Annotated in this window: 20 protein-coding genes; 15 read left to right on the top strand and 5 right to left on the bottom strand. The window is 59.3% G+C overall.

Features of this window, described 5'->3' with window-relative positions:
• Nucleotides 1-51 precede the first annotated feature (51 nt).
• Nucleotides 52-285: a hypothetical protein gene (locus tag QVF59_RS13790; protein WP_287880686.1), complete on the bottom strand. Its 234-nt coding sequence runs from the start codon at nucleotides 283-285 to the stop codon at nucleotides 52-54.
• 606 nt (nucleotides 286-891) lie between these two features.
• Between QVF59_RS13790 and QVF59_RS20850 the strand changes: the two genes are divergently transcribed.
• The 5 genes from QVF59_RS20850 to prmB all read left to right on the top strand — a co-directional run bounded on the left by QVF59_RS20850 (nucleotide 892) and on the right by prmB (nucleotide 5,419).
• Nucleotides 892-1,095, top strand: a complete 204-nt coding sequence (locus tag QVF59_RS20850) for a helix-turn-helix transcriptional regulator (protein WP_353851344.1) — start codon at nucleotides 892-894, stop codon at nucleotides 1,093-1,095.
• Nucleotides 1,096-1,160: 65 nt separating this feature from the next.
• Nucleotides 1,161-1,730 (top strand): aminodeoxychorismate/anthranilate synthase component II, encoded by a 570-nt coding sequence (locus QVF59_RS13785; RefSeq protein WP_287880684.1) that lies wholly within the window; start codon nucleotides 1,161-1,163, stop codon nucleotides 1,728-1,730.
• An 89-nt stretch (nucleotides 1,731-1,819) separates the two neighbouring features.
• The gene (gene trpD, locus QVF59_RS13780) at nucleotides 1,820-2,848 is read left to right on the top strand and encodes an anthranilate phosphoribosyltransferase (protein WP_287880682.1); all 1,029 of its coding nucleotides are present in this window, start codon (nucleotides 1,820-1,822) and stop codon (nucleotides 2,846-2,848) included.
• Between the two features lie 78 nt (nucleotides 2,849-2,926).
• Complete coding sequence (locus QVF59_RS13775; RefSeq protein WP_287880680.1) at nucleotides 2,927-4,303, top strand: phosphomannomutase/phosphoglucomutase; 1,377 nt, start codon at nucleotides 2,927-2,929, stop codon at nucleotides 4,301-4,303.
• A gap of 195 nt (nucleotides 4,304-4,498) precedes the next feature.
• Nucleotides 4,499-5,419, top strand: a complete 921-nt coding sequence (gene prmB, locus QVF59_RS13770; RefSeq protein ID WP_045846985.1) for a 50S ribosomal protein L3 N(5)-glutamine methyltransferase — start codon at nucleotides 4,499-4,501, stop codon at nucleotides 5,417-5,419.
• A 64-nt stretch (nucleotides 5,420-5,483) separates the two neighbouring features.
• On the opposite strand, the gene QVF59_RS13765 is transcribed toward prmB, so the two are convergent.
• Nucleotides 5,484-6,107 carry a LysE/ArgO family amino acid transporter gene (locus QVF59_RS13765; protein ID WP_045846986.1) on the bottom strand — a complete coding sequence of 208 codons (624 nt, stop codon included), beginning with the start codon at nucleotides 6,105-6,107 and terminating at the stop codon, nucleotides 5,484-5,486.
• A 124-nt stretch (nucleotides 6,108-6,231) separates the two neighbouring features.
• Nucleotides 6,232-7,173, bottom strand: coding sequence for a LysR substrate-binding domain-containing protein (locus QVF59_RS13760; RefSeq protein ID WP_287880676.1), 942 nt, complete (start codon nucleotides 7,171-7,173; stop codon nucleotides 6,232-6,234).
• Between the two features lie 199 nt (nucleotides 7,174-7,372).
• Here QVF59_RS13760 and QVF59_RS13755 point away from each other — a divergent pair, with 199 nt between their 5' ends.
• The 6 genes from QVF59_RS13755 (at nucleotide 7,373) to QVF59_RS13730 (ending at nucleotide 11,719) form a co-directional block, all read left to right on the top strand.
• Nucleotides 7,373-8,101 carry an isochorismatase family protein gene (locus tag QVF59_RS13755; RefSeq protein ID WP_287880674.1) on the top strand — a complete coding sequence of 243 codons (729 nt, stop codon included), beginning with the start codon at nucleotides 7,373-7,375 and terminating at the stop codon, nucleotides 8,099-8,101.
• Between the two features lie 83 nt (nucleotides 8,102-8,184).
• Nucleotides 8,185-8,931 (top strand): SDR family NAD(P)-dependent oxidoreductase, encoded by a 747-nt coding sequence (locus QVF59_RS13750; protein WP_287880672.1) that lies wholly within the window; start codon nucleotides 8,185-8,187, stop codon nucleotides 8,929-8,931.
• A 13-nt stretch (nucleotides 8,932-8,944) separates the two neighbouring features.
• Nucleotides 8,945-9,256 (top strand): putative quinol monooxygenase, encoded by a 312-nt coding sequence (locus QVF59_RS13745; RefSeq protein WP_287880670.1) that lies wholly within the window; start codon nucleotides 8,945-8,947, stop codon nucleotides 9,254-9,256.
• Nucleotides 9,257-9,302: 46 nt separating this feature from the next.
• The gene (locus QVF59_RS13740; RefSeq protein WP_287880669.1) at nucleotides 9,303-10,199 is read left to right on the top strand and encodes a pirin family protein; all 897 of its coding nucleotides are present in this window, start codon (nucleotides 9,303-9,305) and stop codon (nucleotides 10,197-10,199) included.
• Between the two features lie 113 nt (nucleotides 10,200-10,312).
• On the top strand, nucleotides 10,313-11,215 hold the full coding sequence (locus QVF59_RS13735; protein WP_287880668.1) for a LysR family transcriptional regulator ArgP: 903 nt from the start codon (nucleotides 10,313-10,315) through the stop codon (nucleotides 11,213-11,215).
• A 78-nt stretch (nucleotides 11,216-11,293) separates the two neighbouring features.
• Nucleotides 11,294-11,719 (top strand): cytidine deaminase, encoded by a 426-nt coding sequence (locus QVF59_RS13730; RefSeq protein WP_287880666.1) that lies wholly within the window; start codon nucleotides 11,294-11,296, stop codon nucleotides 11,717-11,719.
• A 100-nt stretch (nucleotides 11,720-11,819) separates the two neighbouring features.
• Here QVF59_RS13730 and purL read toward each other — a convergent pair whose 3' ends face one another.
• The gene (gene purL / locus QVF59_RS13725; protein WP_287880664.1) at nucleotides 11,820-15,779 is read right to left on the bottom strand and encodes a phosphoribosylformylglycinamidine synthase; all 3,960 of its coding nucleotides are present in this window, start codon (nucleotides 15,777-15,779) and stop codon (nucleotides 11,820-11,822) included.
• 147 nt (nucleotides 15,780-15,926) lie between these two features.
• Between purL and QVF59_RS13720 the strand changes: the two genes are divergently transcribed.
• Nucleotides 15,927-16,265: a P-II family nitrogen regulator gene (locus tag QVF59_RS13720; protein WP_045846995.1), complete on the top strand. Its 339-nt coding sequence runs from the start codon at nucleotides 15,927-15,929 to the stop codon at nucleotides 16,263-16,265.
• An 89-nt stretch (nucleotides 16,266-16,354) separates the two neighbouring features.
• Here the strand turns inward: QVF59_RS13720 and QVF59_RS13715 are convergent, their stop codons facing one another.
• A complete protein-coding gene (locus tag QVF59_RS13715) occupies nucleotides 16,355-17,146 on the bottom strand; it encodes an outer membrane protein assembly factor BamD (RefSeq protein WP_159876798.1) in 792 nt (263 codons plus the stop codon).
• On the opposite strand from QVF59_RS13715, the gene rluD reads away from it, so the two are divergent.
• From rluD to QVF59_RS13700, 3 genes are all read left to right on the top strand, one after another.
• Entirely contained in the window at nucleotides 17,145-18,248 is a 1,104-nt protein-coding gene (gene rluD, locus QVF59_RS13710) for a 23S rRNA pseudouridine(1911/1915/1917) synthase RluD (RefSeq protein WP_159876800.1), read from the top strand. The two genes, QVF59_RS13715 and rluD, sit on opposite strands and share 2 nt — an antisense overlap.
• Nucleotides 18,235-18,990 (top strand): peptidoglycan editing factor PgeF, encoded by a 756-nt coding sequence (gene pgeF / locus QVF59_RS13705; RefSeq protein WP_287880661.1) that lies wholly within the window; start codon nucleotides 18,235-18,237, stop codon nucleotides 18,988-18,990. Before rluD ends, pgeF begins: the two co-directional genes overlap by 14 nt.
• 485 nt (nucleotides 18,991-19,475) lie before the next feature.
• Entirely contained in the window at nucleotides 19,476-22,349 is a 2,874-nt protein-coding gene (locus QVF59_RS13700) for a ribonucleoside-diphosphate reductase subunit alpha (RefSeq protein WP_287880659.1), read from the top strand.
• The last annotated feature ends 133 nt before the right edge of the window (nucleotides 22,350-22,482 follow it).

The raw sequence follows: 22,482 nt of genomic DNA, 5'->3' as shown, positions 1-22,482 counted from the left end.
TGGACTGGCGGCGTCGCCATCCCCGTGAAGGGACAGCGGCAAGGTCAGCTATCATTCAGCGTGATGGGTAGGCGTCAACATGCTTTCTACTAAGGACTGCAGTTTGATGTAAATCAGCACGGCCAGCACCAACGGCCAGAACATCATCACGATGGCAGCGTTAATCGTATCGCCCACCACATGGAAGTAGTCCTCATAGGCAACATAGCTCACCACGGCCAGTGCCAGCAGCAAACCGATGCCGAGATAGGCGGGGGTAGCCATCATGGCGTAGACAGGTTCCATGTCATATCTCCTTCGGTGGGTAGGCACGATCGGCGTTGAACGCCTTGCCTTTCCGATGATCAATAATGTCCTTCAATACAGGAATAGGCGCTGACAATCTCTAGCCAGCACAGACCAGGCCGAAACCTGGGCAGTACTGTTTGTTATTCTTTGCACAGCATTATCTATAGTTTATCCACACGGTGCCGTCAGGGCCGGTGCCTCATCGTCTGTGCACAGGCTTTGACAAGCATTCGGGCTTGTATGTGCCGCATGGCAACCGGTTTTTTCACCTGTTCGCTTAGCCGCCGAGCTACCGCTCAGAAGCGGTTGGCTTTACGGGCGTCAAATAGCCAGACCTGCAATGATTTATAGCAAATTCAATAACTTGCAGTGGTTTTTATTTTGCTGGCTGAATCGCCCCTGCAAGCAACGCTTAGTCATGTAAACGGTAACGGAACAAAGTACGGCCTACACCACTGCCCGGCACCTCCTCCAACTGATCAAGCCGGTCCAGCTTCTGCCTACCTTGCCAGGCCTGGTAAAGCCCGCTCAACATCGGAACCGGCCTGCGCCAGATACGTGAAAACCAGCATTCGGCACTAGGTTACTGATCAGAAAAATGACATTGCCAAGACCTTGAAAATGCGTGGAAAGCCACTTGCCATCAGGCAAATCGCGAAACTGACCGGCTGGCACAAGAGCACCATCTACCGTAAGATTGAGGACAAAACTTTCCCGGCCCCGGTTAAGTACGAATTCTCATTTCGATGGCCAGAAGAGATCTCCCTCAAACGGCAGAGCAGGCCCATCGCGCAGCAATGTGAGTGATGATGTGAGTAACGGGCTGCAATATCGACAATACAAGTCAATGGATACAAGGCGTTAGGCTAAATATGTTGCTCATGATTGATAACTATGACTCTTTTACCTACAACCTGGTGCAATACTTCGGCGAGCTGAAGCAGGAGGTGAAGGTGTTTCGCAATGACGAAATCACGCTGGAGCAGATAGAGGCTTTGCAGCCGCAATATCTGGTAATTTCCCCCGGACCATGCACGCCTAATGAGGCAGGCATTTCGGTCGCCGCCATCAAGCACTTTGCCGGCAAGCTGCCCATCATGGGGGTTTGTCTTGGTCATCAGGGCATTGGCCAGGCGTTTGGCGGCAAGATCATCCACGCCAAGCAGCTGATGCATGGCAAGGTGTCACCGGTACATCATCACAATGTCGGCATGTTCCGTGACCTGCCCAATCCGGTTAGCTGCACCCGTTATCACTCGCTGGTGATCGAGCGTGAAACACTGCCGGACTGTCTGGACATCACCGCCTGGACTGATGATGGCGAAATCATGGGCGTGCGCCACAAGACACTGCCCATCGAAGGCGTGCAGTTCCACCCGGAATCCATCCTGACCCAGCATGGCCACCAGATGCTGGATAACTTCCTCAAGGAATTTGCCTGAGCTTGCCCGAGCCCCTGCCCTTGCGGCAGGTTTTTGCTTGCAATGCCCATCAACAAACGGCAACGTACCCGTGCTTCAAGGACCCCATCATGCTTACCCCACAAGCCGCACTGAACCGGCTGATTGACGGCAACGAACTGTTTTTTGACGAAATGCTGGATCTGATGCGCCAGATCATGCGTGGAGAACTGACGCCAGCCCAGACTGCCGCCATCCTGATCGGCCTGCGCACCAAGGTGGAGAGCGTTTCCGAAATTGCTGCTGCCGCCACGGTGATGCGCGAATTTGCCACGCCGGTGCCGGTGAGTCAGCGCGAACACCTGATTGACACCTGCGGCACGGGCGGGGACAAAAGCCATACTTTCAATATTTCCACCACGGCGGCTTTCGTGGTGGCGGCTGCCGGGGCCCGCGTAGCCAAGCACGGCGGTCGCTCGGTGTCATCCAGCTCCGGCAGCGCCGATGTACTGGAACTGCTGGGCGTGAATCTGAACCTGACGCCAGAGCAAGTTGGCCGCTGCATCGACGAAATCGGGGTCGGCTTCATGTTCGCTCCCAATCACCATAGCGCGATGAAGCATGTGGCACCCATCCGCAAGGAACTGGGCGCACGCACCATTTTCAACATCCTGGGGCCGTTGACCAACCCGGCCAATGCCGATCACCAGATCATGGGCGTCTTCCATCCCGACCTGGTGGGCATCCAGTCGCGCGTACTCAAGCAACTGGGCAGCAAGCACGTGATGATCGTGCACGGCCTGGACGGGCTGGATGAAATCACCCTCAGCGACCGCACCATGGTGGCCGAACTGAAGCACGGCCAGATCGAAGAATACCTGTTGGACCCGCGCGAGCTGGGCTTCAGCTTCTTCGAACTCAAGGACATCCAGGCCACCAGCGCGGCTGCCTCGCGCGACATCCTGCTGTCGGTGCTGGATAACCAGCCCGGCCCGGCCCACGACATTGTCGTACTCAATGCCGGTGCAGCCATTTATACTGCCGACCTTTGCGCCACCCTGCCGGAAGGGATTGCGCTTGCCCGTAAGGTGCTGGCCGAAGGCAAGGCACGCCAGAAGCTGGAACAGCTGATCAGCCTGAGCCAGTCACTGGCAAGCTGATAAAACCCCATTTTGCGCCCGTCTCAATTGATGGGCTGATTTCTACTGATTTCCGCTTACGAGATTTTGACCACCATCATGAGCACACCGTCCAAAGACATTTTCAAGGCCTACGATATCCGTGGCATCGTCGGCAAGACCTTGACCGTTGAAGTAGCCCGGCAGATCGGCCACGCCATCGGCTCCGAAGCACAGGCCCGCAAGGTAAAAGCCATCGTGATTGGCCGTGATGGCCGCCTGTCCGGCCCGGATCTGAGTGAAGCGCTGGGTGCCGGCATCCGTGCCGCCGGCGTAGATGTGATTGATGTAGGCCGCGTGGCCACACCCATGCTGTATTTTGCCGCTTACGAACTGGGCACCCTGTCCGGCGTCATGGTGACCGGCAGCCACAACCCGCCGGACTACAACGGCTTCAAGATGATGCTGGCTGGTGACACGCTGGCCGGTGACGACATCCAGCGCCTGTACCAGCGCATCAAGGACAAGGATCTGAGCCAGGGTGAAGGCGGCTATCGCACTCATGACATTGTTGATGCCTATCTGGACCGTATCACCAGCGATATCAAGCTGGAACGCAATATGAATATCGTGGTGGATTGCGGTAACGGTGTGGCCGGTGCCTTTGCTCCGGTGCTGTTCCGCCGCCTGGGCTGCCGCGTACGCGAACTGTTCTGCGAAGTGGATGGCACCTTCCCCAACCACCATCCGGACCCGGCCAAACCGGAAAACCTGCAGGACGTGATTGAAGCCCTGGCCAAGACCGACTCCGAACTGGGCCTGGCGTTTGATGGCGACGGCGACCGCCTGGGTGTGGTCACCAAGGATGGCAACATCATCTGGCCGGACCGTCAGCTGATGCTGTTTGCCGCCGATGTGCTGGAGCGCAACCCCAAAGCCAAGATCATCTACGACGTCAAATCCACCCGTCTGCTCAAGCCGTGGATTCTGGAAAACGGCGGCGAGCCGGTGATGGCCCGTACCGGCCACAGCTTCATCAAGGCCAAGATCAAGGAAACCGGCGCCCTGCTGGCTGGCGAAATGAGCGGCCACGTATTCTTCAAGGAACGCTGGTACGGTTTTGATGACGGCATGTACGCCGGTGTGCGCCTGCTGGAAGTGCTGTCACGCGTGGAAGACCCCAGCGCCGTGCTCAATGCACTGCCGAACGCCATTTCCACCCCGGAACTCAACCTCAAGATGAAAGCCGAAGGCGAGAACCATGCGCTGATTGCCAAGCTGCAGGCATCGGCCAAGTTCGAAGGTGCTGACGAGGTGAATACACTGGATGGCCTGCGTGTCGAGTACGCAGACGGTTTTGGCCTGGCGCGTGCTTCCAACACCACGCCGGTGATCGTGCTGCGTTTTGAAGCAGACAATGCCGAGGCACTGGAACGCATCAAGGCCGACTTCCGCCGCGTACTTTCTGCCGCCACGGACGCCGCACTACCGTTCTGAGCGGAACTGATTGCATGACGGTGGCGCAATACTGTCTGCCACCGCAATCAAGCCCACGCAGATATTCACCGATATAGTGCAGCACTGGTCGCTTGGCTATAATGGCGACCGAACCAGACCACAAGGGACATGCAAAGCCATGTCCCTTGTCATTACCGACAGGGCGAAACCCTACCCTGTCCAGAAAGGACAAGCATGTACGCACAGGCTGCCAGCAGCTTTAGCACCGTACGCGATCTGCTGCGTTTTGCGGTGTCGCGTTTCAACCAGGCCGGCCTCACCTATGGCCACGGCACCGACAATGCCCACGATGAAGCCGCCTACCTCATCCTCACCACGCTGAAGCTGCCGATCGACCGGCTGGAACCCTATCTGGATGCCCGCCTGCTGCCGACCGAAGTCAAGGATGTGGTAGACCTGATCGAACGCCGTGCCGAAGAAAAAGTACCGGTGGCCTATCTCACCCATGAAGCCTGGCAAGGTGAATTCAGCTTCTATGTGGACGAACGTGTGCTGGTGCCGCGCTCTTTCATCTACGAACTGCTGGGTGAACCGCTGCAACCGTGGATTGAACATCCCGAACTGGTACATCGCGCGCTGGACTTGTGCACCGGCTCCGGTTGCCTGGCCATTCAGCTGGCACACCATTACCCGGATGCCGAAATCGACGCTGTGGACATTTCGCTGGATGCGCTGGAAGTAGCGGCCATCAACGTGCAGAACTACGGCCTGGAAGACCAGATCCAGCTGATTCACAGCGACCTGTGCGAAGGCCTGGAAGAACCCTACGACCTGATCATCGCCAACCCGCCGTATGTGGATGCCGAATCAGTGGACGCGCTACCGCAGGAATACCTGCACGAGCCGGAAATTGCACTGGGTTCGGGCGAAGACGGCCTGGATGCCACCCGCGAAATCCTGCGCCGCGCACCGGACCTGCTGACCGAGCATGGTGTATTGCTGGTGGAAATCGGCCATAACCGTGACATGCTGGAAGAATGCTTCCCCAACCTGCCCTTCATGTGGATGGAAACCGCCAGCGGCGATGGCTTTGTCTTCCTGCTGACCCGCGACGACCTGATCAAGGGACTGGAGCTGGACGCTGCCGCTGAATAAGCCAGATCACAGCCAATGAAAAAGCCGGACAGCGTCCGGCTTTTTTGCATTCTGCAACAGCGGCCTAGTGTGTAAAGCCGTAATTCCAGACCAGCAAGCTACTGGTAAACAACATGATCAGGCCAATGGCACAGTCCAGAATGCGCCAGCTACGCTCCTGCTGAAACAGCGGCGCCAGTTTGCTGGCAAAAAAACCGATACCGACAAACCAGCTGACCGAGGCAGTGATGCTCCCCAGAATAAAAGACGGTGCAGACTGACTGCCATACACCGACGCGACGCTGCCAATCAGGATGACCGTATCCAGCCATACATAGGGGTTCAGCAGGGTTACCAGCAAAATGGTACGAATCGCCTTTTTCCTGTCCCGCTCCACCGAGCCATCCAGTTTCAGCGCACCCGGGTGCAGCGCAGCCCGGAAAGATTTGAAACCCAGCCACAGCAAGAAACCGGCACCCAGCCAGGCAACGGTCTGCACAAAACCGGGAATGGCACCAATGATCTTGCCCATGCCCAATACGCCGCAGCTGATCAGGATGACATCCGCCACAATACAGATCAGCACGATGGGCAGAATGTGGCTGCGCCCTATTCCCTGCCTGATGATGAAAGCATTCTGCGGACCAATTCCCACGATCTGACTACCGGAAAGGCCCAGCGCGGCCAGATAAACACTCAGATTGAACATGGATTTCCCGTTGCACTGTGGTCTGCCCGCCTGCCGGCCAGACCTGCTTGATTGACAATGCCCACAGACTAATGCGACGGCGATAAAAAGTTAAACTAATAATTTTTATATGTAATAAATATTTCTAATTTTCAATCACAGACTCAACCGTGTGGTACTCCAGCAGCGCAGGCAATTCACGCTTCACGAAGTCGATCAACACCCGCACCGCTGGCGACAGGCCACGCCGGCTGGGGTAGAGCATCACCAGTCGTCCATCGCGGCTATGCCAGTCTGGCAGCAATAGTTGCAACCGCCCGCTGGCCAGCTCCTGGGTGCAGGCATACAAGGGCAGGTCGGCAATGCCGATGCCGGCAAGTGCTGCCTGTTTCAGGGTGGGAATATGGTCGCTACGCAGCAAGGCATTCATCTGCACATCGCAACTGAGACCAGCATGACTGCGTAAACGCAAGACATCACTGCCCTCTCCTTGCGGCGCAAACAGCAAGGCATTGCACCCCGCCAACTGTTGCGGCTGCAGAACACCACCCAATGCCAGACCAGGCGCAGCCAGCAAGCCCCAGCGTGCGGTGCACAAGGGAACCTGGATCAGGCTGGAGGGTAGCAAGGCATGATTGATACCGCGCACCACCACATCCACCCCCTCTTCCAGCAAGTCCACCTGGCGATTGCAAGCCTGTACGGCCAGGCGCACTTTGGGGTAATGCAGCATGAACTGCGGCAACAGGCGTGACAGCACCGCATCGGCAATTGCTACCGGCACACTCAGCCGTACCGTGCCGCTTGGTTCGTGCTGGCGCTGCCTCACGGCCTCTTCACCGGCGCGGGCCTCGGCCAGCATGGCCAGGCAGTGCACGTAAAGGGCCTCACCCGCGTCGGTCATACTCAGCGCACGCGGCCCTCGCTGTAACAAGCGCGTATCCAGTCGTTCTTCCAGCAAACTGACACGGCGGGACAGCCTTGATTTGGGCAGGCCCAGCGCTCGCGCTGCCGCACTGAACCCCTGGCGCTGCACCACTTGGGAAAACAGATACAGATCATTCAGATCCAGTGCCAGCGTGCTCATATCGCTCCCACTTGTTGAATCAACATCTTATCGTTCTGCCAATAGAACGATAAATGAGATTTTTCCTATATTTTCATGGACTTGGCTTTGCTCATAATACTTCCACGCAATCAAGCCTTTAGTACAGTTAATGCCAAATCCACGCTGCTTGCAGCAATAAACGATGCGATTGCGCAACCACCACTCAAAGGAATAAGCCATGAAAATCCGCCAACTGTTTTCTGCCACGCTGCTCGGTCTTGCCACCCTGGCCACCCTCGGCAGTGCTACGCCTGCTGCTGCCGCAAGCACAAGCGCGGCAAGCATGCAGCAAAACGCCAATCTCAGCATGCTGTCGCGTGACAATGCCGTGCTGCTGCTGGTGGATCATCAGGTGGGCCTGATCAGTGGCGTACGCGACACTACGGTTGGCGATCTGAAACACAATGTGGTTGCCCTGGCCAAAGCCGCCCGCACCTTGGGTGTGCCGGTTATCGTGACGGCCACCATGCCGGACGGTATGTGGGGCCCGACCATGCCGGAACTGACCGCAGCCCTGCCCGGCGTGCAAGTGATCAGCCGCACCGTGATCAATGCCTGGGAAGACCCGAAAGTACGCGCCGCCATTGAAAAAACCGGCCGCAAGCAAATCATCGTGGCTGGCGTATCGCTGGAAATCTGTGCCAGCTTCCCGGCCCTGTCGGCCAAGGCTGCCGGCTATGACACCCGTGTCGTGCTGGATGCCTCCGGCACTTTCAATGAAGCCAAGCGCACTGCCGGCCTGCAACGCCTGCTGGGTGCCGGCATCCCGGTGACTGACTATGCCACCGCTGCCGTGGAGATGCTGCGTAGCAATGTCGACCCCAAGGCCGGACAGGTATATGGCGATCTGGACATGCCGTTTGCCACCCTGGTATGGCAGATGCAAAGCGGTTTTAGCAAGAAGTAATACCTTAAGCCGGCAACTGTCGGTACCGTCTCGACGGTGCCGACAGCCTGCCTCTCCAGGCAGTCCGACAGGGCAGACTCAAGATGAAACACGTAGACAAAGTAGCCATTGTCACCGGCGGTTCGCGCGGCATTGGCGCAGCCATCGCCCGCAAACTGGCTCATCAGGGCGCGCAGGTGGTGATTGTGTATCGCAGCAATCAGCAACAGGCAGAGCATGTCGTCGCCGACATCATCAGCCAGGGCGGCAAGGCGGTGGCTTATGCAGCCGATGTCAGCCAGGAACCGGCCGTGCGCGATGTGCTGTCCACCATTGCCACCCGTTTTGGCCGCATCGACATCCTGATCAACAATGCCGGGGTATTTGAAGGACGCAGCCTGAGCGAAGTGGATGCCGAACATATTGCCCGTGTCTTCGACGGCAATATGGGCAGCATGCTGCTGATGACCCGCCATGCGCTGCCGTTTTTCCCGGAGCACGGCGGACGCATCGTCAACCTGTCCAGCAATCTGATCTACTCGCCGCGCATTGGCACGGCCATTTACTCGGCCAGCAAGGCCGCCGTTTCGGTATTGACCCATGCCTACGCACTGGAACTGGGCCGTCGCAATATCACGGTGAATGCAGTTGCCCCGGCCATGACCGAAACCGACATGACCGCAGCCACACCCCTGACCCGGCGCGAAGCCGTGGCCAATGGCACACCACTGGGGCGGGTGGCGCAGCCGGAAGACATCGCCGACGTAGTGGCTTTTCTGGCCAGTGACGATGCCCGCTGGATTACCGGCCGCACCCTGCTGGCCGATGGCGGCCTGACCGATGCCCTGTAAGGCAGCCGCGGACATGCATGTACTGACGGTTGAACTCACCATCAAACCGGGGTGTGTGGCTGATTTCCTGCAAGAACTACAGCAGTTCAGCCGCTTCATTCTGCAGCAAGAGGCAGACTGCCTGCGCTTTGAAATCTTCCAGGACGATGACGACCCCTGCCGCATCCTGCTGCTGGAGGGCTGGAGCAGCCGGCGACATCTGGAAGATGTGCAATTGCAGCGCGCGTACTACCAGCCCTATTTCGCCAGGGTGCAAACCATGTTTGCGGCAGAGCGCCTGCTACGGCACTGGAATGACGCAGCAGGTTTTGCCGCTGACGTTTAACCACGCTGCGGCCAACTGGCCCGGCGGCAATCAGGACACAAGCAAGATGACACAATTGAAGATTTCCGCACCGGTCCACGGCCAGCCGCTCACCATTGGCAGTGGCTTTCAGGCCCAGCATTTTGGTGAACAGATGTTCCACGGGCTGATCGACCCGGTAGTGATGGTGGACCACTTCCACATGACGGCCCCTACCTTCGAGCCACATCCACACGCCGGGATTTCTGCAGTGACCTATGTGTTCGAGGACGCCAGCAGCCCGCATGTCAATTACGACTCCATGGGCAATCAGGGCCCCATCGTGCCGGGTGCCCTGCACTGGCTGGCAGCCGGACGCGGTGCGGTGCATACCGAGCAGCCGGAAGGCGCAAATCCGCACGTGCATGCACTGCAGATTTTCGTCAACCTGCCGGCCAGCAAGAAAATGCAGGCCCCGTTTGCCGTGCATGCCGATCCCGCCGACATTCCGGAATACCAGGCACCGGGCGTGCGGGTACGTATTGCAGCCGGCAGCAGTAACGGCATCCACGCGGCCCACACCTCGGCATTGCCGGAAGCCTTTACCTTGCTGGATGGCTTTATTGATGCCGGCCAGCGCTTCACGCATGCGCTGGAGCCAGGCTGGAATGCCATGCTCTATGCCATCGACGCCCCACTACAACTGACAGGCGATGGACAAAGCAGCAACATCCCGGCCGGAGCAGCCGTTGGCATTGCTCTGGCTGATTCGGCGGCACACGCTGCCCGGCTGCAGATCCATGCTGAGGCCGGCTGTCACTTTGTCTTGCTGTCCGGCCTGGCGCTGAACGAGCCACTGGTTAAACACGGCCCCTTCGTGATGAATAGCAGCGAGGAAATCAACGATCGCATCTGGGCGTATCAACGCGGCGAGTTCGGACAATTGACCGAGGACTGGCTGCGCAATGGCCGTCCGTCAGCATGAATCTTGCCTGAGCACCTCACTGGCTTCGCTGAAGCTTTGTTCGTCTCCATACTGTTTGCCATGCGGCCGCGTAGCCATTAGCATGAGCCACCTTGTTCAAGCGGGAGCGCCCGTTGCTGGACCCAAAACAACTGGAAGCCTTGTCAGCCGTGGTGGAAACCGGCGGTTTTGACAAGGCCGCGCGCAAGCTGTTTCTTACCCAGTCCGCCATTTCGCAGCGCATACGCCAGCTGGAGGAGAATCTCGGCCAGCCGGTACTCACCCGCACCAGCCCGCCGGCCCCAACCGTGGCTGGCCGCTTGCTGCTGCAACATTACCGCCAGCTCAGCCTGATGGAGGGCGAGTTACTCAACACCCTGCAGCCTGATACCGAACAGAGCGGCTTCACTACGCTGGCCGTGGGTGTGAATGCCGACAGTCTGGCCACCTGGTTTCTGCCTGCAGTGCAAGGAGTCATGCAGCAGCGCCGCCTGCTGATCGACGTAATGATGGATGATCAGGACTACACCCACGAACTGATGCGTGCCGGACATGTGGTGGGCTGCGTCGGCACCCGCCCCACCCCCATTCAGGGCGGCGAATGCCATTTTCTGGGCTGCATGCGCTACCTCTGCCTGGCTACCCCGGCCTTTGCCGCCCGCTATTTTGCCGATGGCTTTACCCCGGCCGCACTGGCCCAGGCTCCGGCCATCATTTTCAGTGGCAAGGACGATCTGCACAGCGAATTCCTGCAACAGTTTGCGGCTTATGAAGGCAGCACTCCCCACCTCACCCTGCCGACACCGCAAGGCTTTGTGCAGGCAACACGACTGGGGCTGGCCTACAGTCTGCTGCCGGAGTTGATGATTGATGATGACCTGCAAACTGGCCGCCTGATGGACCTGCTGCCGGGTCAGTATGTGGACATGCCGCTTTACTGGCATCACTGGCGGGTGGAGTCTTCGCTGGCACAAGCCTTGAGTGCTGCGCTGCTCGGCCATGCCGGCAAGGTCTTGCGTCAGCCCGATCAGCCCTGATTCGCTCACGGTGCCGGTTGACAGTGTGCGGCGCGCAGCGCAAGATCACGCGCCCTGCTTGATCCACCCGGAGAGTCCATGGCAACCGATATCCCCAGCCCAGAACAATGGGCCACACTGGAAGCTGCTGCACGTGCCGCAGCCCGTCAGGCCTATGTCCCGTACAGTCGCTTTGCCGTTGGTGCCGCCATTCTGGATGAGCAGGGACGGATACATCCGGGCTGCAACGTAGAAAATGCCAGCTATGGCCTGGGTAATTGTGCAGAACGTACGGCGGTATTTTCTGCCCGCGTGCTGCATGGTCTGCAACAGGTGCTAGCGGTCTGCATCTACACCCCCACAGCCACACCCACCTCCCCTTGCGGAGCCTGCCGTCAGGTACTGAACGAATTTGGCCCGCAGATGCTGGTGCGCAGCATCTGCGACGGCACTGACCGTATCGACACCACGCTGGACCAGCTGCTACCGCATGCCTTCGGCCCGCAAAACCTCGCCGACGCCTGAGCTCCCACCCAAGCTGCGCCACGCGGCGTGCCCGGAGCAGGCATGAAAAAACGGAAGCCACTGGCTTCCGTTTGGTTTTGCTGCCTACTGCACAGTCTGCTTAGCCCACCCAGCGGCGTGCCGAGGCAAACATGCGGAACCAGGCACCGTTCTCGCCCCAACCTTCCGGATGCCAGCTGTTTTGCACGGTGCGGAACACACGTTCCGGGTGCGGCATCATGATGGTGAAGCGACCATCGGCGGTGGTGACACCGGTGATACCTGCCGGCGAGCCGTTCGGGTTCAGCGGATAGGTTTCGGTCGGCTTGCCGTTGAAATCCACATAACGCAGGGCGGTGATTACCCCATCCTGCGCATCCGGGGCAAACACGGCACGGCCTTCACCGTGGCTGACCACGACTGGCAGCTGGCTGCCCACCATGTCGGCCAGGAAGATGGACGGCGACTCGGTGACTTCCACCATGGTGAAGCGGGCTTCGAACTGCTCGGACGCATTGCGCTGGAACTTGGGCCAATGCTGGGCCCCCGGAATGATGCCGGACAGATTGGACATCATCTGGCAACCATTGCACACGCCCAGCGCGAAGGTGTCGCCACGCTGGAAGAAGGCTTCAAACTGCTCGCGGGCACGCGGGTTGAACAGCACGCTCTTGGCCCAGCCTTCGCCTGCACCCAGGACGTCGCCGTAGCTGAAGCCACCGCAGGCGGCCAGGCCCTTGAAGTCGGACAGTGCCACGCGACCGCTGATGATGTCGCTCATGTGCACGTCTACCGCCTGGAAGCCGGCACGGTCGAATGCCGCAGCCATTTCCAGTTGACCATTCACACCCTGCTCACGCAGGATGGCCATGCGTGGACGTGCGCCGGTAGCGATGAACGGTGCTGCCGGATTGTCTTCGGTATCAAACGACAGCTTGGCCGACAGGCCCGGAGCCTTGGCGTCGGACAGCAGCAGGTGCTCGCTGTCGGCGCAGGCCGGATTGTCACGCATGCGCTGCAGGCGGTAGCTGGTTTCGCTCCAGGCCTTGTGCAGATCGATACGGCTTTCGCTGAACAGCTCTTCGCCATGATGGTTGATGATCAGGCGGTCCTTGCTGTTGATCTTGCCCAGCACGAACAGCTCACGGCCAATACCGGCAGCCATGAAGCGGGAAATTACATCAGAAGTGTGTGCCTTCTTGACCTGCAACACGGCACCCAGCTCTTCGTTGAACAGCACGCGCATGATGCGGCCATGGGTGGCACCTTCCGGCGTGGGCTGTACAAAGTCGTCGATCAGACGCTGGGTATTCTTGCGCTCGATCACCAGTTCCTGCAGGTCCACGGTAAGGCCCACATGACCGGCAAACATCATTTCCGCCAGCGTAGCGAACAAGCCGCCATCGGAACGGTCGTGGTAGGCCAGCAGCATGTCGTCACGCAGCAGGGTTTGCACTGTATTGAAGAAGGCAGCCAGCTGGGCCGGGCTTTCCACGTCCGGCGCACGGCCTTCCATGGCTTTCCACACCTGACCGTAGATGGAGCCGCCCAGACGGCAACGGCCATAACCCAGGTCTACCAGAATGATGTCGGTGTCTTTTTCGTCGCGCAGCTGCGGGGTGACGGTCTTGCGTACGTCCTCTACCGGGGAGAAGGCGGTGACGATCAAGGAAACCGGTGCGGTCACCGACTTTTTCTCGCCGGCATCGTCCCACACGGTTTTCATCGACAGCGAGTCCTTGCCCACCGGAATGCTGACACCCAGATCCTGGCTCAGCTTGGATACGGCGTCCACGGTTTCGTACAGACGCGCTTCTTCGCCCGGATGGCCGGCAGCGGCCATCCAGTTGGCGGACAGCTTGATATTACCGATGTGGCTGACAAAGCTGGCGGCGATATTGGTGAGCGATTCACCAATGGCCATGCGGCCGGAAGCAGCGGCGTTAAACAAGGCAGTCGGGGTGCGCTCGCCCATGGCCATGGCTTCGCCACGGTAGCTGTTGAAACCCATGGTGGTGACGGCAACGTCGGCCACCGGCACTTGCCACGGACCCACCATCTGGTCGCGCGCGGTCATGCCGCCCACCGAGCGGTCGCCGATGGTGATGAGGAAGGACTTGTCGGCCACTGCCGGGTTGCGCAGCACGCGGTAGGCGGTTTCCTTCAGCGGGAAGCGCGAAGCGTCGAACACGCGGAATTCCAGCGGTACGGTCTTCACGTCGCGGGTCATGCGCGGCGGCTTGCCCAGCAACACTTCCAGCGGCATGTCCACCGGGTTGTTGTTGAAGTGGTCGTCGCGTACTTGCAGGTGGCCATCATCGGTGGCCACGCCCAGTACGGCAAACGGACAGCGCTCGCGCTCGCAGATGGCGGTAAAGCGCTCCAGGTCTTGCGGCAGGATGGCCAGCACGTAACGCTCTTGCGATTCGTTCGACCAGATCTGCATCGGGGTCATGCCCTTTTCTTCCAGGTGCACCTTGCGCAGATGGAAGATGGCACCGCGACCGGCGTCGTTCACCAGTTCCGGGAAGGCATTGGACAGACCACCGGCACCCACGTCGTGGATGGACACGATGGGGTTGTTGCTACCGTACTGCCAGCAACGGTCGATCACTTCCTGACAGCGGCGTTCGATTTCCGGGTTGCCACGCTGTACCGAGTCGAAGTCCAGGTTTTCGCTGTTGGCACCGGTGTCCATGGAGGACGCTGCGCCACCGCCCAGGCCGATCAGCAGGCTGGGGCCACCCAGCTGGATCAGCAAAGCGCCTTCCGGAATTTCGTTCTTGTGGATCTGTTGCTGCTGAATGCTGCCCAGGCCACCGGCAATCATGATGGGCTTGTGATAGCCGCGCACTTCGCCATCGACAACTTCTTCAAAGCTACGGAAGTAGCCGGTCAGGTTGGGGCGACCGAATTCATTATTGAAGGCAGCGCCACCAATCGGGCCATCCAGCATGATTTGCAGGGCGGAGGCAATGCGGCCCGGACGGCCGTATTCGGCCTGGCTGTCGCTATACACTTCCCACGGCTGCACAAAGCCCGGAATGTTCAGGTTGGACACGGTAAAGCCGGTGAGGCCAGCCTTGGGACGCGAACCACGACCGGTGGCGCCTTCGTCACGGATTTCACCACCGGAACCGGTGGAAGCGCCCGGGAACGGGGAAATGGCGGTCGGGTGGTTATGGGTTTCCACCTTCATCAGGATGTCGGTCGGTTCGGTGGTGAAACCGTACTCGGCCGTTTCCGGTGCCGGGTAGAAGCGGTCGATGAAGGCACCTTCAATCACCGAGGCATTATCCTTGTAGGCCACCAGTGTGCCTTCCGGATGTGCATCATGCGTGTCGCGAATCATGCGGAACAGCGACTTGCCCTGCTCTACGCCGTCGATCACGAACTGCGCATTGAAAATCTTGTGACGGCAATGTTCCGAGTTGGCCTGGGCAAACATCATCAGTTCAACGTCGGTGGGATTGCGGCCCATGCGGGTGAAGTTTTCCACTAGGTAGACGATTTCGTCTTCGGACAGGGCCAGGCCCAGCGAGCGGTTGGCCGCTTCCAGTGCCGCACGGCCACCACCCAGGATATCCACGCTGGTCAGCGGCTGCGGGTCCATGTGGACAAACAGCTTGTCGGCATCGTCCAACGAACCCAGTACGGTTTCGGTCATGCGATCGTGCAAGAGGCCCGCCAGAATCTGACGAGCCTCTTCACTTAAAGATACTCCGGCGGTGCTTACCCAGTAAGCGGTGCCGCGCTCGATCCGCAGCACTTGTTCCAGCCCGCAATGGCGGGCAATATCGGTAGCCTTGGAGGCCCAGGGTGACAGCGTACCCAGTCGTGGCGTCACCAGGAACAATTCGCCCTGCGGCACTTCGGCATACGGAGCCTCGCCGTAGTTGAGCAGCTTGCCCAGAATGCCTTGCTGTTCGGTCGAGAGTTCGTTTTCGCTCTCGGCAAAATGCCAGAATTCGGCTTTCAGGCTGATCTCGGGCAGGCCGGCTTCTGCAGCGGCAGCGAGAAGTTTTTCAAGACGAAACTGGGACAGGGCAGCACCGCCCCGCAGCTTGAGAATGGTCGACATGCAACACTCGCGACAAGGATCAGGAAAGCGCGTCATAATACAGCAAAACAGGCCGTACATTAAGGCCATTCTGCGGCGAATGTCGGGCTATCAATCGTCCACAGCGCATTTACGGAACAATAAAGTCACCGCAAGGAGCACCTGAGCATGAAAAAGATCGAAGCCGTGATCAAACCCTTCAAACTGGATGAAGTGCGCGAGGCGCTGTCCGACCTTGGCATCAACGGCCTGACCGTTACCGAGGTCAAGGGTTTTGGCCGCCAGAAAGGCCATACCGAACTGTATCGCGGTGCCGAGTATGTGGTGGACTTCCTGCCCAAGGTAAAAGTGGAAGTGATTCTGGCTGACGATCTGGTGGATCGCGCCATCGAAGCCATCGTGGCCGCTGCCCGTACCGGCAAGATTGGTGACGGCAAGATCTTTGTCACCGCCGTAGAGCAGGTGGTGCGCATCCGTACCGGCGAAACCAACGAAGATGCCATTTGATCAGTAGATGGCAATATCCCGCCTGTTGCCATCTGCATGAAAAAAGGCCGCTTATGCGGCCTTTTTTGTACTCAGTTGCAGGGAGTCGATTACTTCCACACCTTCCACCACGGCATTTCTTCCACTTGCCACGGCTGCGCCAGATACTTGCTGTTGGGATAGTTCAGCGCCAGCACGCGCTTGGCATCACCACCCAACTGGGCCATGCCCAGCTTATCGTAGGCAACCGACATCAGCGCCAACGCTTCTTCCGGATACTTGGTGTTGGAGTATTCCTTCACCACGTTCTGCGCGCGATTGGCAGCGGCCAGATAGGCACCGCGCTTCATGTAGTAGCGCGCCACGTGCATTTCGCCACCACCCAGTGCATCCACCAGACGGTTCATCTTTTCCAGCGCATCCGCACTATACTTGCTGTTCGGGAAGCGCGTGGTCAGCTCGCGGAAGGCAAGGAAGGACTCGCGGGCGGCTTTCGGATCGCGCTCGCTCATGTCCTGGCCGGCCCACTTGGACAACATGCCCTGGTCGTCGTTGTAGTACACCAGGCCCTTCAGGTAATACACATAGTCCACGTTGGCGTGGGCCGGGTGCAGCTTGATGAAACGGTCGGCAGCGGCCACGGCCAGTTCCGGTTCATTATCCTTGTAATGCGTATAGGCCAGGTCCATTTCGGCCTGCTGGGCATAGCGGCCATAGGGGTAGCGCGCTTCCAGCGTTTCGTACAGCTTGACAGCACGGGTATAATTACCGCTGTTCAGTTCATCCCGAGCTTCCGAGTAGAGCTTTTCCACGGTCCAGCCGCGCGTTTCGTCGTAGGTTTCCGTGGTTGCACAACCGGCAAGCCCCATCACCAACATTGCTGCTACAACGTATCTTTTCATGACCGATCCTTACTTTGACTCGGAGGATTATAGCGATATCTCGGAAAACGAGGTATCTGCTCGACAACAGCTGGAGGTTCCGCTCTCTTTGGGTAGCGAACGCCTTGACGCAGCTCTTGCCAAACTCCTCCCCGATTACTCCCGCAGCCGCCTGACCCAATGGATCAAGGATGGCCATGTTCTGGTGGACGGCAAAGTCGTCCCCCCGAAAACCAGACTGCTGGGTGGCGAAAAGCTGGACGTTACCATTGTTCAGTCAAATGAAGAAATGGCTTTCCATCCGGAAGCCATGGATTTGCCCATTGTTTACGAAGATGAACACATCCTGGTGGTCAATAAACCAGCCGGCCTGGTGGTTCATCCAGCCAGCGGCAACTGGACAGGCACCCTGCTCAACGGCCTGCTGCACCACTGCCCCGCCCTGGCCCACGTGCCGCGCGCCGGCATCGTACACCGGCTGGACAAGGACACCAGTGGCCTGATGGTGGTGGCCAAGACCATTCCGGCCCAGACCGAACTGGTGCGCCAGCTGCAAGCCCGTACGGTAAAGCGTATCTACCGTGCCATTGCCGATGGCGTGGTGCCGTTTGATGGCACCATCAGCACCCAGATTGGCCGTGACCCGCACAACCGCCTGAAAATGGCGGTGCTGAAGTTTGGCGGCAAAGCGGCCGTCACCCACGTACGGGTGCTGGAACGCTTTGACAGCCATTCCTATGTCGAGTGCAAGCTGGAAACCGGCCGCACCCACCAGATTCGCGTCCACATGCGCGAGGCACGCCACCCGCTGGCCGGCGATGCACTGTACGGCAACCAGCGTCACAAGATGGACGAATACGTGGCCGACGCCGTCAAGGCACTGGCCCGCCAGGCCCTGCACGCCTACAAGCTGGCGCTGGTGCACCCGGGTACCGGTGAGGAGCGCAGCTGGCAGGCACCATTGCCAGACGACTTCATGCACCTGCTCAACACCCTGCGCGGCGAAGGTGGTGAGCGCATGGAGCAGGCATCCGCCATCCAGGAGGAAGACGGCGAAGAGTGGGATGATGAAGATGACGACGACGACGATGGCGACATCGAGGTGATCTATGTCCGTGACTGAACCATCCAGCCACTGGCTGCAGGCCGACTGGCCTGCGCCAGCCAATGTCCGCACCCTCATCACCACGCGCCAGGGCGGCCGCAGCTTGCAGCCCTTCAACAGCTTCAACCTTGGCACCCATGTCGGGGATGATCCCGAGGCTGTTGCCGCCAACCGCGAACTGCTGCGCAGCCAGCTGCCAAACGAACCGGCCTGGCTGAACCAGGTGCATGGCACCCACGTGGTAAATGCCACCGAAGTGGGCGACAGCCTGCTGGATGCCGATGCCAGCTACAGCGTTACGGCTGGCACGGTATGCGTGGTAATGACTGCCGACTGCCTGCCGGTACTGCTGTGCAACGACACTGGCAGCGTAGTGGCCGCCGCCCATGCCGGCTGGCGAGGCCTGTGCGATGGGGTGCTGGAAGCCAGCGTAGCCGCCACCGGGGTAGAACCTTCCAGCCTGATGGCCTGGCTGGGCCCGGCCATTGGCCCGGATGCCTTTGAGGTGGGTGCAGAAGTACGCGCCGCCTTCATGGCAGCCGACCCCGCCGCCGATCAGGCCTTCGATGCCATCGGCGAAGACAAGTATCTGGCCGATATCTATATGCTGGCACGCCAGCGCCTGGCGGCACTGGGTATTGAGCGGGTGTATGGCGGCGACTTCTGTACGGTCATCGACCGTGAACGCTTTTTCTCCTACCGCCGCGACAAGATTACCGGCCGCATGGCCAGCCTGATCTGGCTACAGCCGCAAGGCTAAGCAGTCACGCATCCACGGCAGCCCCCACCCTATGGTGTCGGCTGCCGTTTTTCATGCCGCGGCGGCAACGCAGTCTGTGCAGGCCATGCTGAAAAAGATGAATCGTCATCAATTTTTCATGCCAAAGGCGTAGCGGCTGCGCAACAAGCACCAAACACCAGATATTGTGGCACCCCTGCATCAATACCCAGATGCTTGTCTTTACAGGATTTCTTGCCGGCACCAAAAGCAGGCAGCCCTGCCCCAAAAAATTCCTATGCCGCTGCAAGCCTTATCTGGCGCGGATTTCACATTTTTCACCGCCCTGTCAAGACTTGCTCCGCCGCTCGCAGAACACTAGAATTTGCGTCTTCTGTGCGGTACAAACATATATATTGTGTTTATTCACAAGACACACACAGCTTTTCAACAGACTTGTCCACAGCCCATGTCCAGCCGCCTGCCGGCTGCATCGGCCAAGACGCAAACCACCCAAAGAGGGCTCCATGCAACTGACCACCTTTGAAGGGCAAACCGCCGCCGAACTCGGCCGTGCCGCCGCCCCCCAGGCCGACTTCAGCCACTACAAAACCATTCGCCGCAATGGTGCCGTTGTGGCATTCGAGCCGGTCAAGATCTCCATCGCCATGACCAAGGCATTCCTGGCCGTGATGGGGCATCAAGGCGCCACCTCCGCCAGCATTCGTGACAAGGTTGCCCAGCTGACCGAACTGGTGGTCAACGCCCTGATGCGCCGCAAGCCCGAAGGCGGTGCCATCCATATCGAAGACATCCAGGACCAGGTAGAACTGAGCCTGATGCGCTTTGGCGAACACGACGTGGCCCGCGCCTACGTGCTGTACCGCGAACAACGCTCGCAAGAACGCGCAGCACGCGGCGAAGCGCTGACCCAGATCCAGATCAACGTCATCCGCAAGGATGGCCGCAAGCAGCCGCTGGACATTGCTCGCCTGCGCGCCGGCATTGAATCCGCTGCCCAGGGCCTGGCCGGCATCGATATCGACGCCATCCTGTCCGAAACCCTGAAAAACATTTACGACGGCGTGCCGCTGGACGAAGTGAACAAGTCCGCCATTCTGGCCGCCCGTTCCATGATCGAACAGGACCCGGCCTACGACTACGTCACCGCCCGCCTGCTGATGGACAGCATCCGCCTGGAAATCCTGGATGAATCGGTCAGCCAGGAAGAAATGGCCGAGCGCTATGCGGAATACTTCCCGCAATTCATCAAGAAAGGCATTCAGGCCGAGCTGCTGGACGAACGCCTGGCCGAGTACGACCTGAAAAAACTGGGTGCCTCCCTGGACGCCAAGCGCGACCTGAAATTTGGCTACCTGGGCCTGCAAACCCTGTTTGACCGCTACTTCCTGCACATCGACGGCACCCGCATCGAAATGCCGCAGGCTTTCTACATGCGTGTCGCCATGGGCCTGGCCCTGAACGAAGTGAACCGCGAAGCCCGCGCCATCGAGTTCTACAACGTGCTGTCCAGCTTCGACTTCATGTCGTCCACCCCGACGCTGTTCAACTCCGGCACCCGTCGCAGCCAGCTGTCCAGCTGCTACCTGACCACCATTGCCGATGATCTGGACGGCATTTACGAAGGCCTGAAGGAAAATGCCCTGCTGTCCAAGTTTGCCGGTGGCCTGGGTAACGACTGGACCCCGGTGCGCGCCATGGGCTCCCACATCAAGGGTACCAACGGCAAGTCGCAAGGTATTGTTCCCTTCCTGAAAGTAGTGAACGACACCGCCGTGGCCGTCAACCAGGGTGGCAAGCGCAAGGGCGCGGTATGTGCCTACCTGGAAACCTGGCACGCCGACGTGGAAGAGTTCCTGGAACTGCGCAAGAACACCGGTGACGATCGCCGCCGCACCCACGACATGAACACCGCCAACTGGATTCCGGACCTGTTCATGAAGCGCGTGATGGAAGGCGCGGAATGGAGCCTGTTCTCCCCGTCCGAAACCCCGGACCTGCACGAGCTGTACGGCTCCGCCTTCGAAAAGCGCTACCAGCACTACGAAGCCATGGGCGAACGTGGCGAAATGAAGGTGTACAAACGCATCCCGGCCCTCAGCCTGTGGCGCAAGATGCTGACCATGCTGTTTGAAACCGGCCACCCGTGGGTTACTTTCAAGGACCCGTGCAATATCCGCAGCCCGCAGCAGCACATGGGCGTGGTACACAGCTCCAACCTGTGCACCGAAATCACCCTGAACACCAACGACGACGAAATCGCGGTGTGTAACCTGGGTTCGGTCAACCTGGCCGCCCACATGGGTGCCGATGGCAAACTGGACGCCGAGAAGCTGCAACGCACCATCCGCATCGCCCTGCGCATGCTGGACAACGTGATCGACATCAACTTCTACCCGGTGAAGAAGGCACGCAATTCCAACCTGAAGCACCGTCCGGTAGGCATGGGCATCATGGGCTTCCAGGACTGCCTGCACATGAAGCGCGTACCGTACGCCTCGCAGGAAGCCGTTGAATTTGCCGACGAATCCATGGAAATGGTGGCCTACTACGCCTACTGGGCAGGCACCGAACTGGCCGAAGAACGTGGCCGCTACCCGTCGTACAAGGGCAGCCTGTGGGACCGTGGCCTGCTGCCGCAAGACAGCATCAACCTGCTGGCAGCCGAACGCGGCGGCTATCTGGAAATGGACCGCACCGAACGCCTGGACTGGAACGCCCTGCGTGAACGCATCAAGCAACACGGCATGCGCAACTCCAACACCCTGGCCATCGCCCCGACCGCAACCATCGCCAACATCATTGGTGTGTCTGCCAGCATCGAGCCGACCTACCAGAACCTGTTTGTGAAATCCAACCTGTCCGGCGAATTCACCGTCACCAACGAATACCTGGTGCGCGACCTGAAAAAAGCCGGCCTGTGGGACGAAGTGATGGTTGCCGACCTCAAGTACTTCGACGGCAGCCTGGGCCGCATCGACCGCATTCCGGCCGAGCTGAAAGCCATTTACGCCACCGCCTTCGAAATCGACCCGAAATGGCTGGTGGAAGCGGCATCGCGTCGCCAGAAGTGGATCGACCAGGCGCAGTCGCTCAACCTGTACATGGCTGGTGCATCCGGCAAGAAGCTGGACGACCTGTACAAGCTGGCGTGGATTCGCGGTGTGAAAACCACCTACTACCTGCGCACCCTGGCAGCCTCCAGTGCCGAAAAATCCACTGGCAAGGGCGGCGAGCTGAACGCAGTAGCCAGCGGCCTGAACCCGGCCTACAACGCTGCCGCCGAACAAAGCGCCCCGGCAGCCGAGGTGGACAACACCCCGGCCACCGACGCCAAGTTCTGCAGCATTGACAATCCAGACTGCGAAGCTTGCCAGTAAGGCAAGCAAGCAGGATGGATTGAAGCGAAGCGACAACCCGGACCCCTGTCGTGCCACGACAGGGCAGCTTGAAAAGCTGGTGAGGCTTGCCAGTAAGGCAAGCAGAGCAATCAGTGGTTGGTGCGAAGCAACA

The organism is Aquitalea sp. (genome assembly GCF_030150775.1).
GTDB lineage: Bacteria > Pseudomonadota > Gammaproteobacteria > Burkholderiales > Chromobacteriaceae > Aquitalea > Aquitalea denitrificans.
Note: the sequence above shows the minus strand (reverse complement) of the source record. Positions and strands in the feature narration are given on the sequence as shown.

What these genes read in the sequence shown, in the direction of transcription:
- purL (WP_287880664.1), bottom strand. Translation starts at nt 15,779, where the DNA reads ATGTCGACCATTCTCAAGCTGCGGGGCGGTGCTGCCCTGTCCCAGTTT.
- QVF59_RS13775 (WP_287880680.1), top strand. Translation starts at nt 2,927, where the DNA reads ATGAGCACACCGTCCAAAGACATTTTCAAGGCCTACGATATCCGTGGC.
- rluD (WP_159876800.1), top strand. Translation starts at nt 17,145, where the DNA reads ATGACCGATCCTTACTTTGACTCGGAGGATTATAGCGATATCTCGGAA.
- QVF59_RS13720 (WP_045846995.1), top strand. Translation starts at nt 15,927, where the DNA reads ATGAAAAAGATCGAAGCCGTGATCAAACCCTTCAAACTGGATGAAGTG.
- QVF59_RS13750 (WP_287880672.1), top strand. Translation starts at nt 8,185, where the DNA reads ATGAAACACGTAGACAAAGTAGCCATTGTCACCGGCGGTTCGCGCGGC.
- QVF59_RS13740 (WP_287880669.1), top strand. Translation starts at nt 9,303, where the DNA reads ATGACACAATTGAAGATTTCCGCACCGGTCCACGGCCAGCCGCTCACC.
- QVF59_RS13745 (WP_287880670.1), top strand. Translation starts at nt 8,945, where the DNA reads ATGCATGTACTGACGGTTGAACTCACCATCAAACCGGGGTGTGTGGCT.
- trpD (WP_287880682.1), top strand. Translation starts at nt 1,820, where the DNA reads ATGCTTACCCCACAAGCCGCACTGAACCGGCTGATTGACGGCAACGAA.
- QVF59_RS13785 (WP_287880684.1), top strand. Translation starts at nt 1,161, where the DNA reads ATGTTGCTCATGATTGATAACTATGACTCTTTTACCTACAACCTGGTG.
- QVF59_RS13700 (WP_287880659.1), top strand. Translation starts at nt 19,476, where the DNA reads ATGCAACTGACCACCTTTGAAGGGCAAACCGCCGCCGAACTCGGCCGT.
- QVF59_RS13715 (WP_159876798.1), bottom strand. Translation starts at nt 17,146, where the DNA reads ATGAAAAGATACGTTGTAGCAGCAATGTTGGTGATGGGGCTTGCCGGT.
- QVF59_RS13755 (WP_287880674.1), top strand. Translation starts at nt 7,373, where the DNA reads ATGAAAATCCGCCAACTGTTTTCTGCCACGCTGCTCGGTCTTGCCACC.
- QVF59_RS13765 (WP_045846986.1), bottom strand. Translation starts at nt 6,107, where the DNA reads ATGTTCAATCTGAGTGTTTATCTGGCCGCGCTGGGCCTTTCCGGTAGT.
- prmB (WP_045846985.1), top strand. Translation starts at nt 4,499, where the DNA reads ATGTACGCACAGGCTGCCAGCAGCTTTAGCACCGTACGCGATCTGCTG.
- pgeF (WP_287880661.1), top strand. Translation starts at nt 18,235, where the DNA reads ATGTCCGTGACTGAACCATCCAGCCACTGGCTGCAGGCCGACTGGCCT.
- QVF59_RS13730 (WP_287880666.1), top strand. Translation starts at nt 11,294, where the DNA reads ATGGCAACCGATATCCCCAGCCCAGAACAATGGGCCACACTGGAAGCT.
- QVF59_RS13760 (WP_287880676.1), bottom strand. Translation starts at nt 7,173, where the DNA reads ATGAGCACGCTGGCACTGGATCTGAATGATCTGTATCTGTTTTCCCAA.
- QVF59_RS13790 (WP_287880686.1), bottom strand. Translation starts at nt 285, where the DNA reads ATGGAACCTGTCTACGCCATGATGGCTACCCCCGCCTATCTCGGCATC.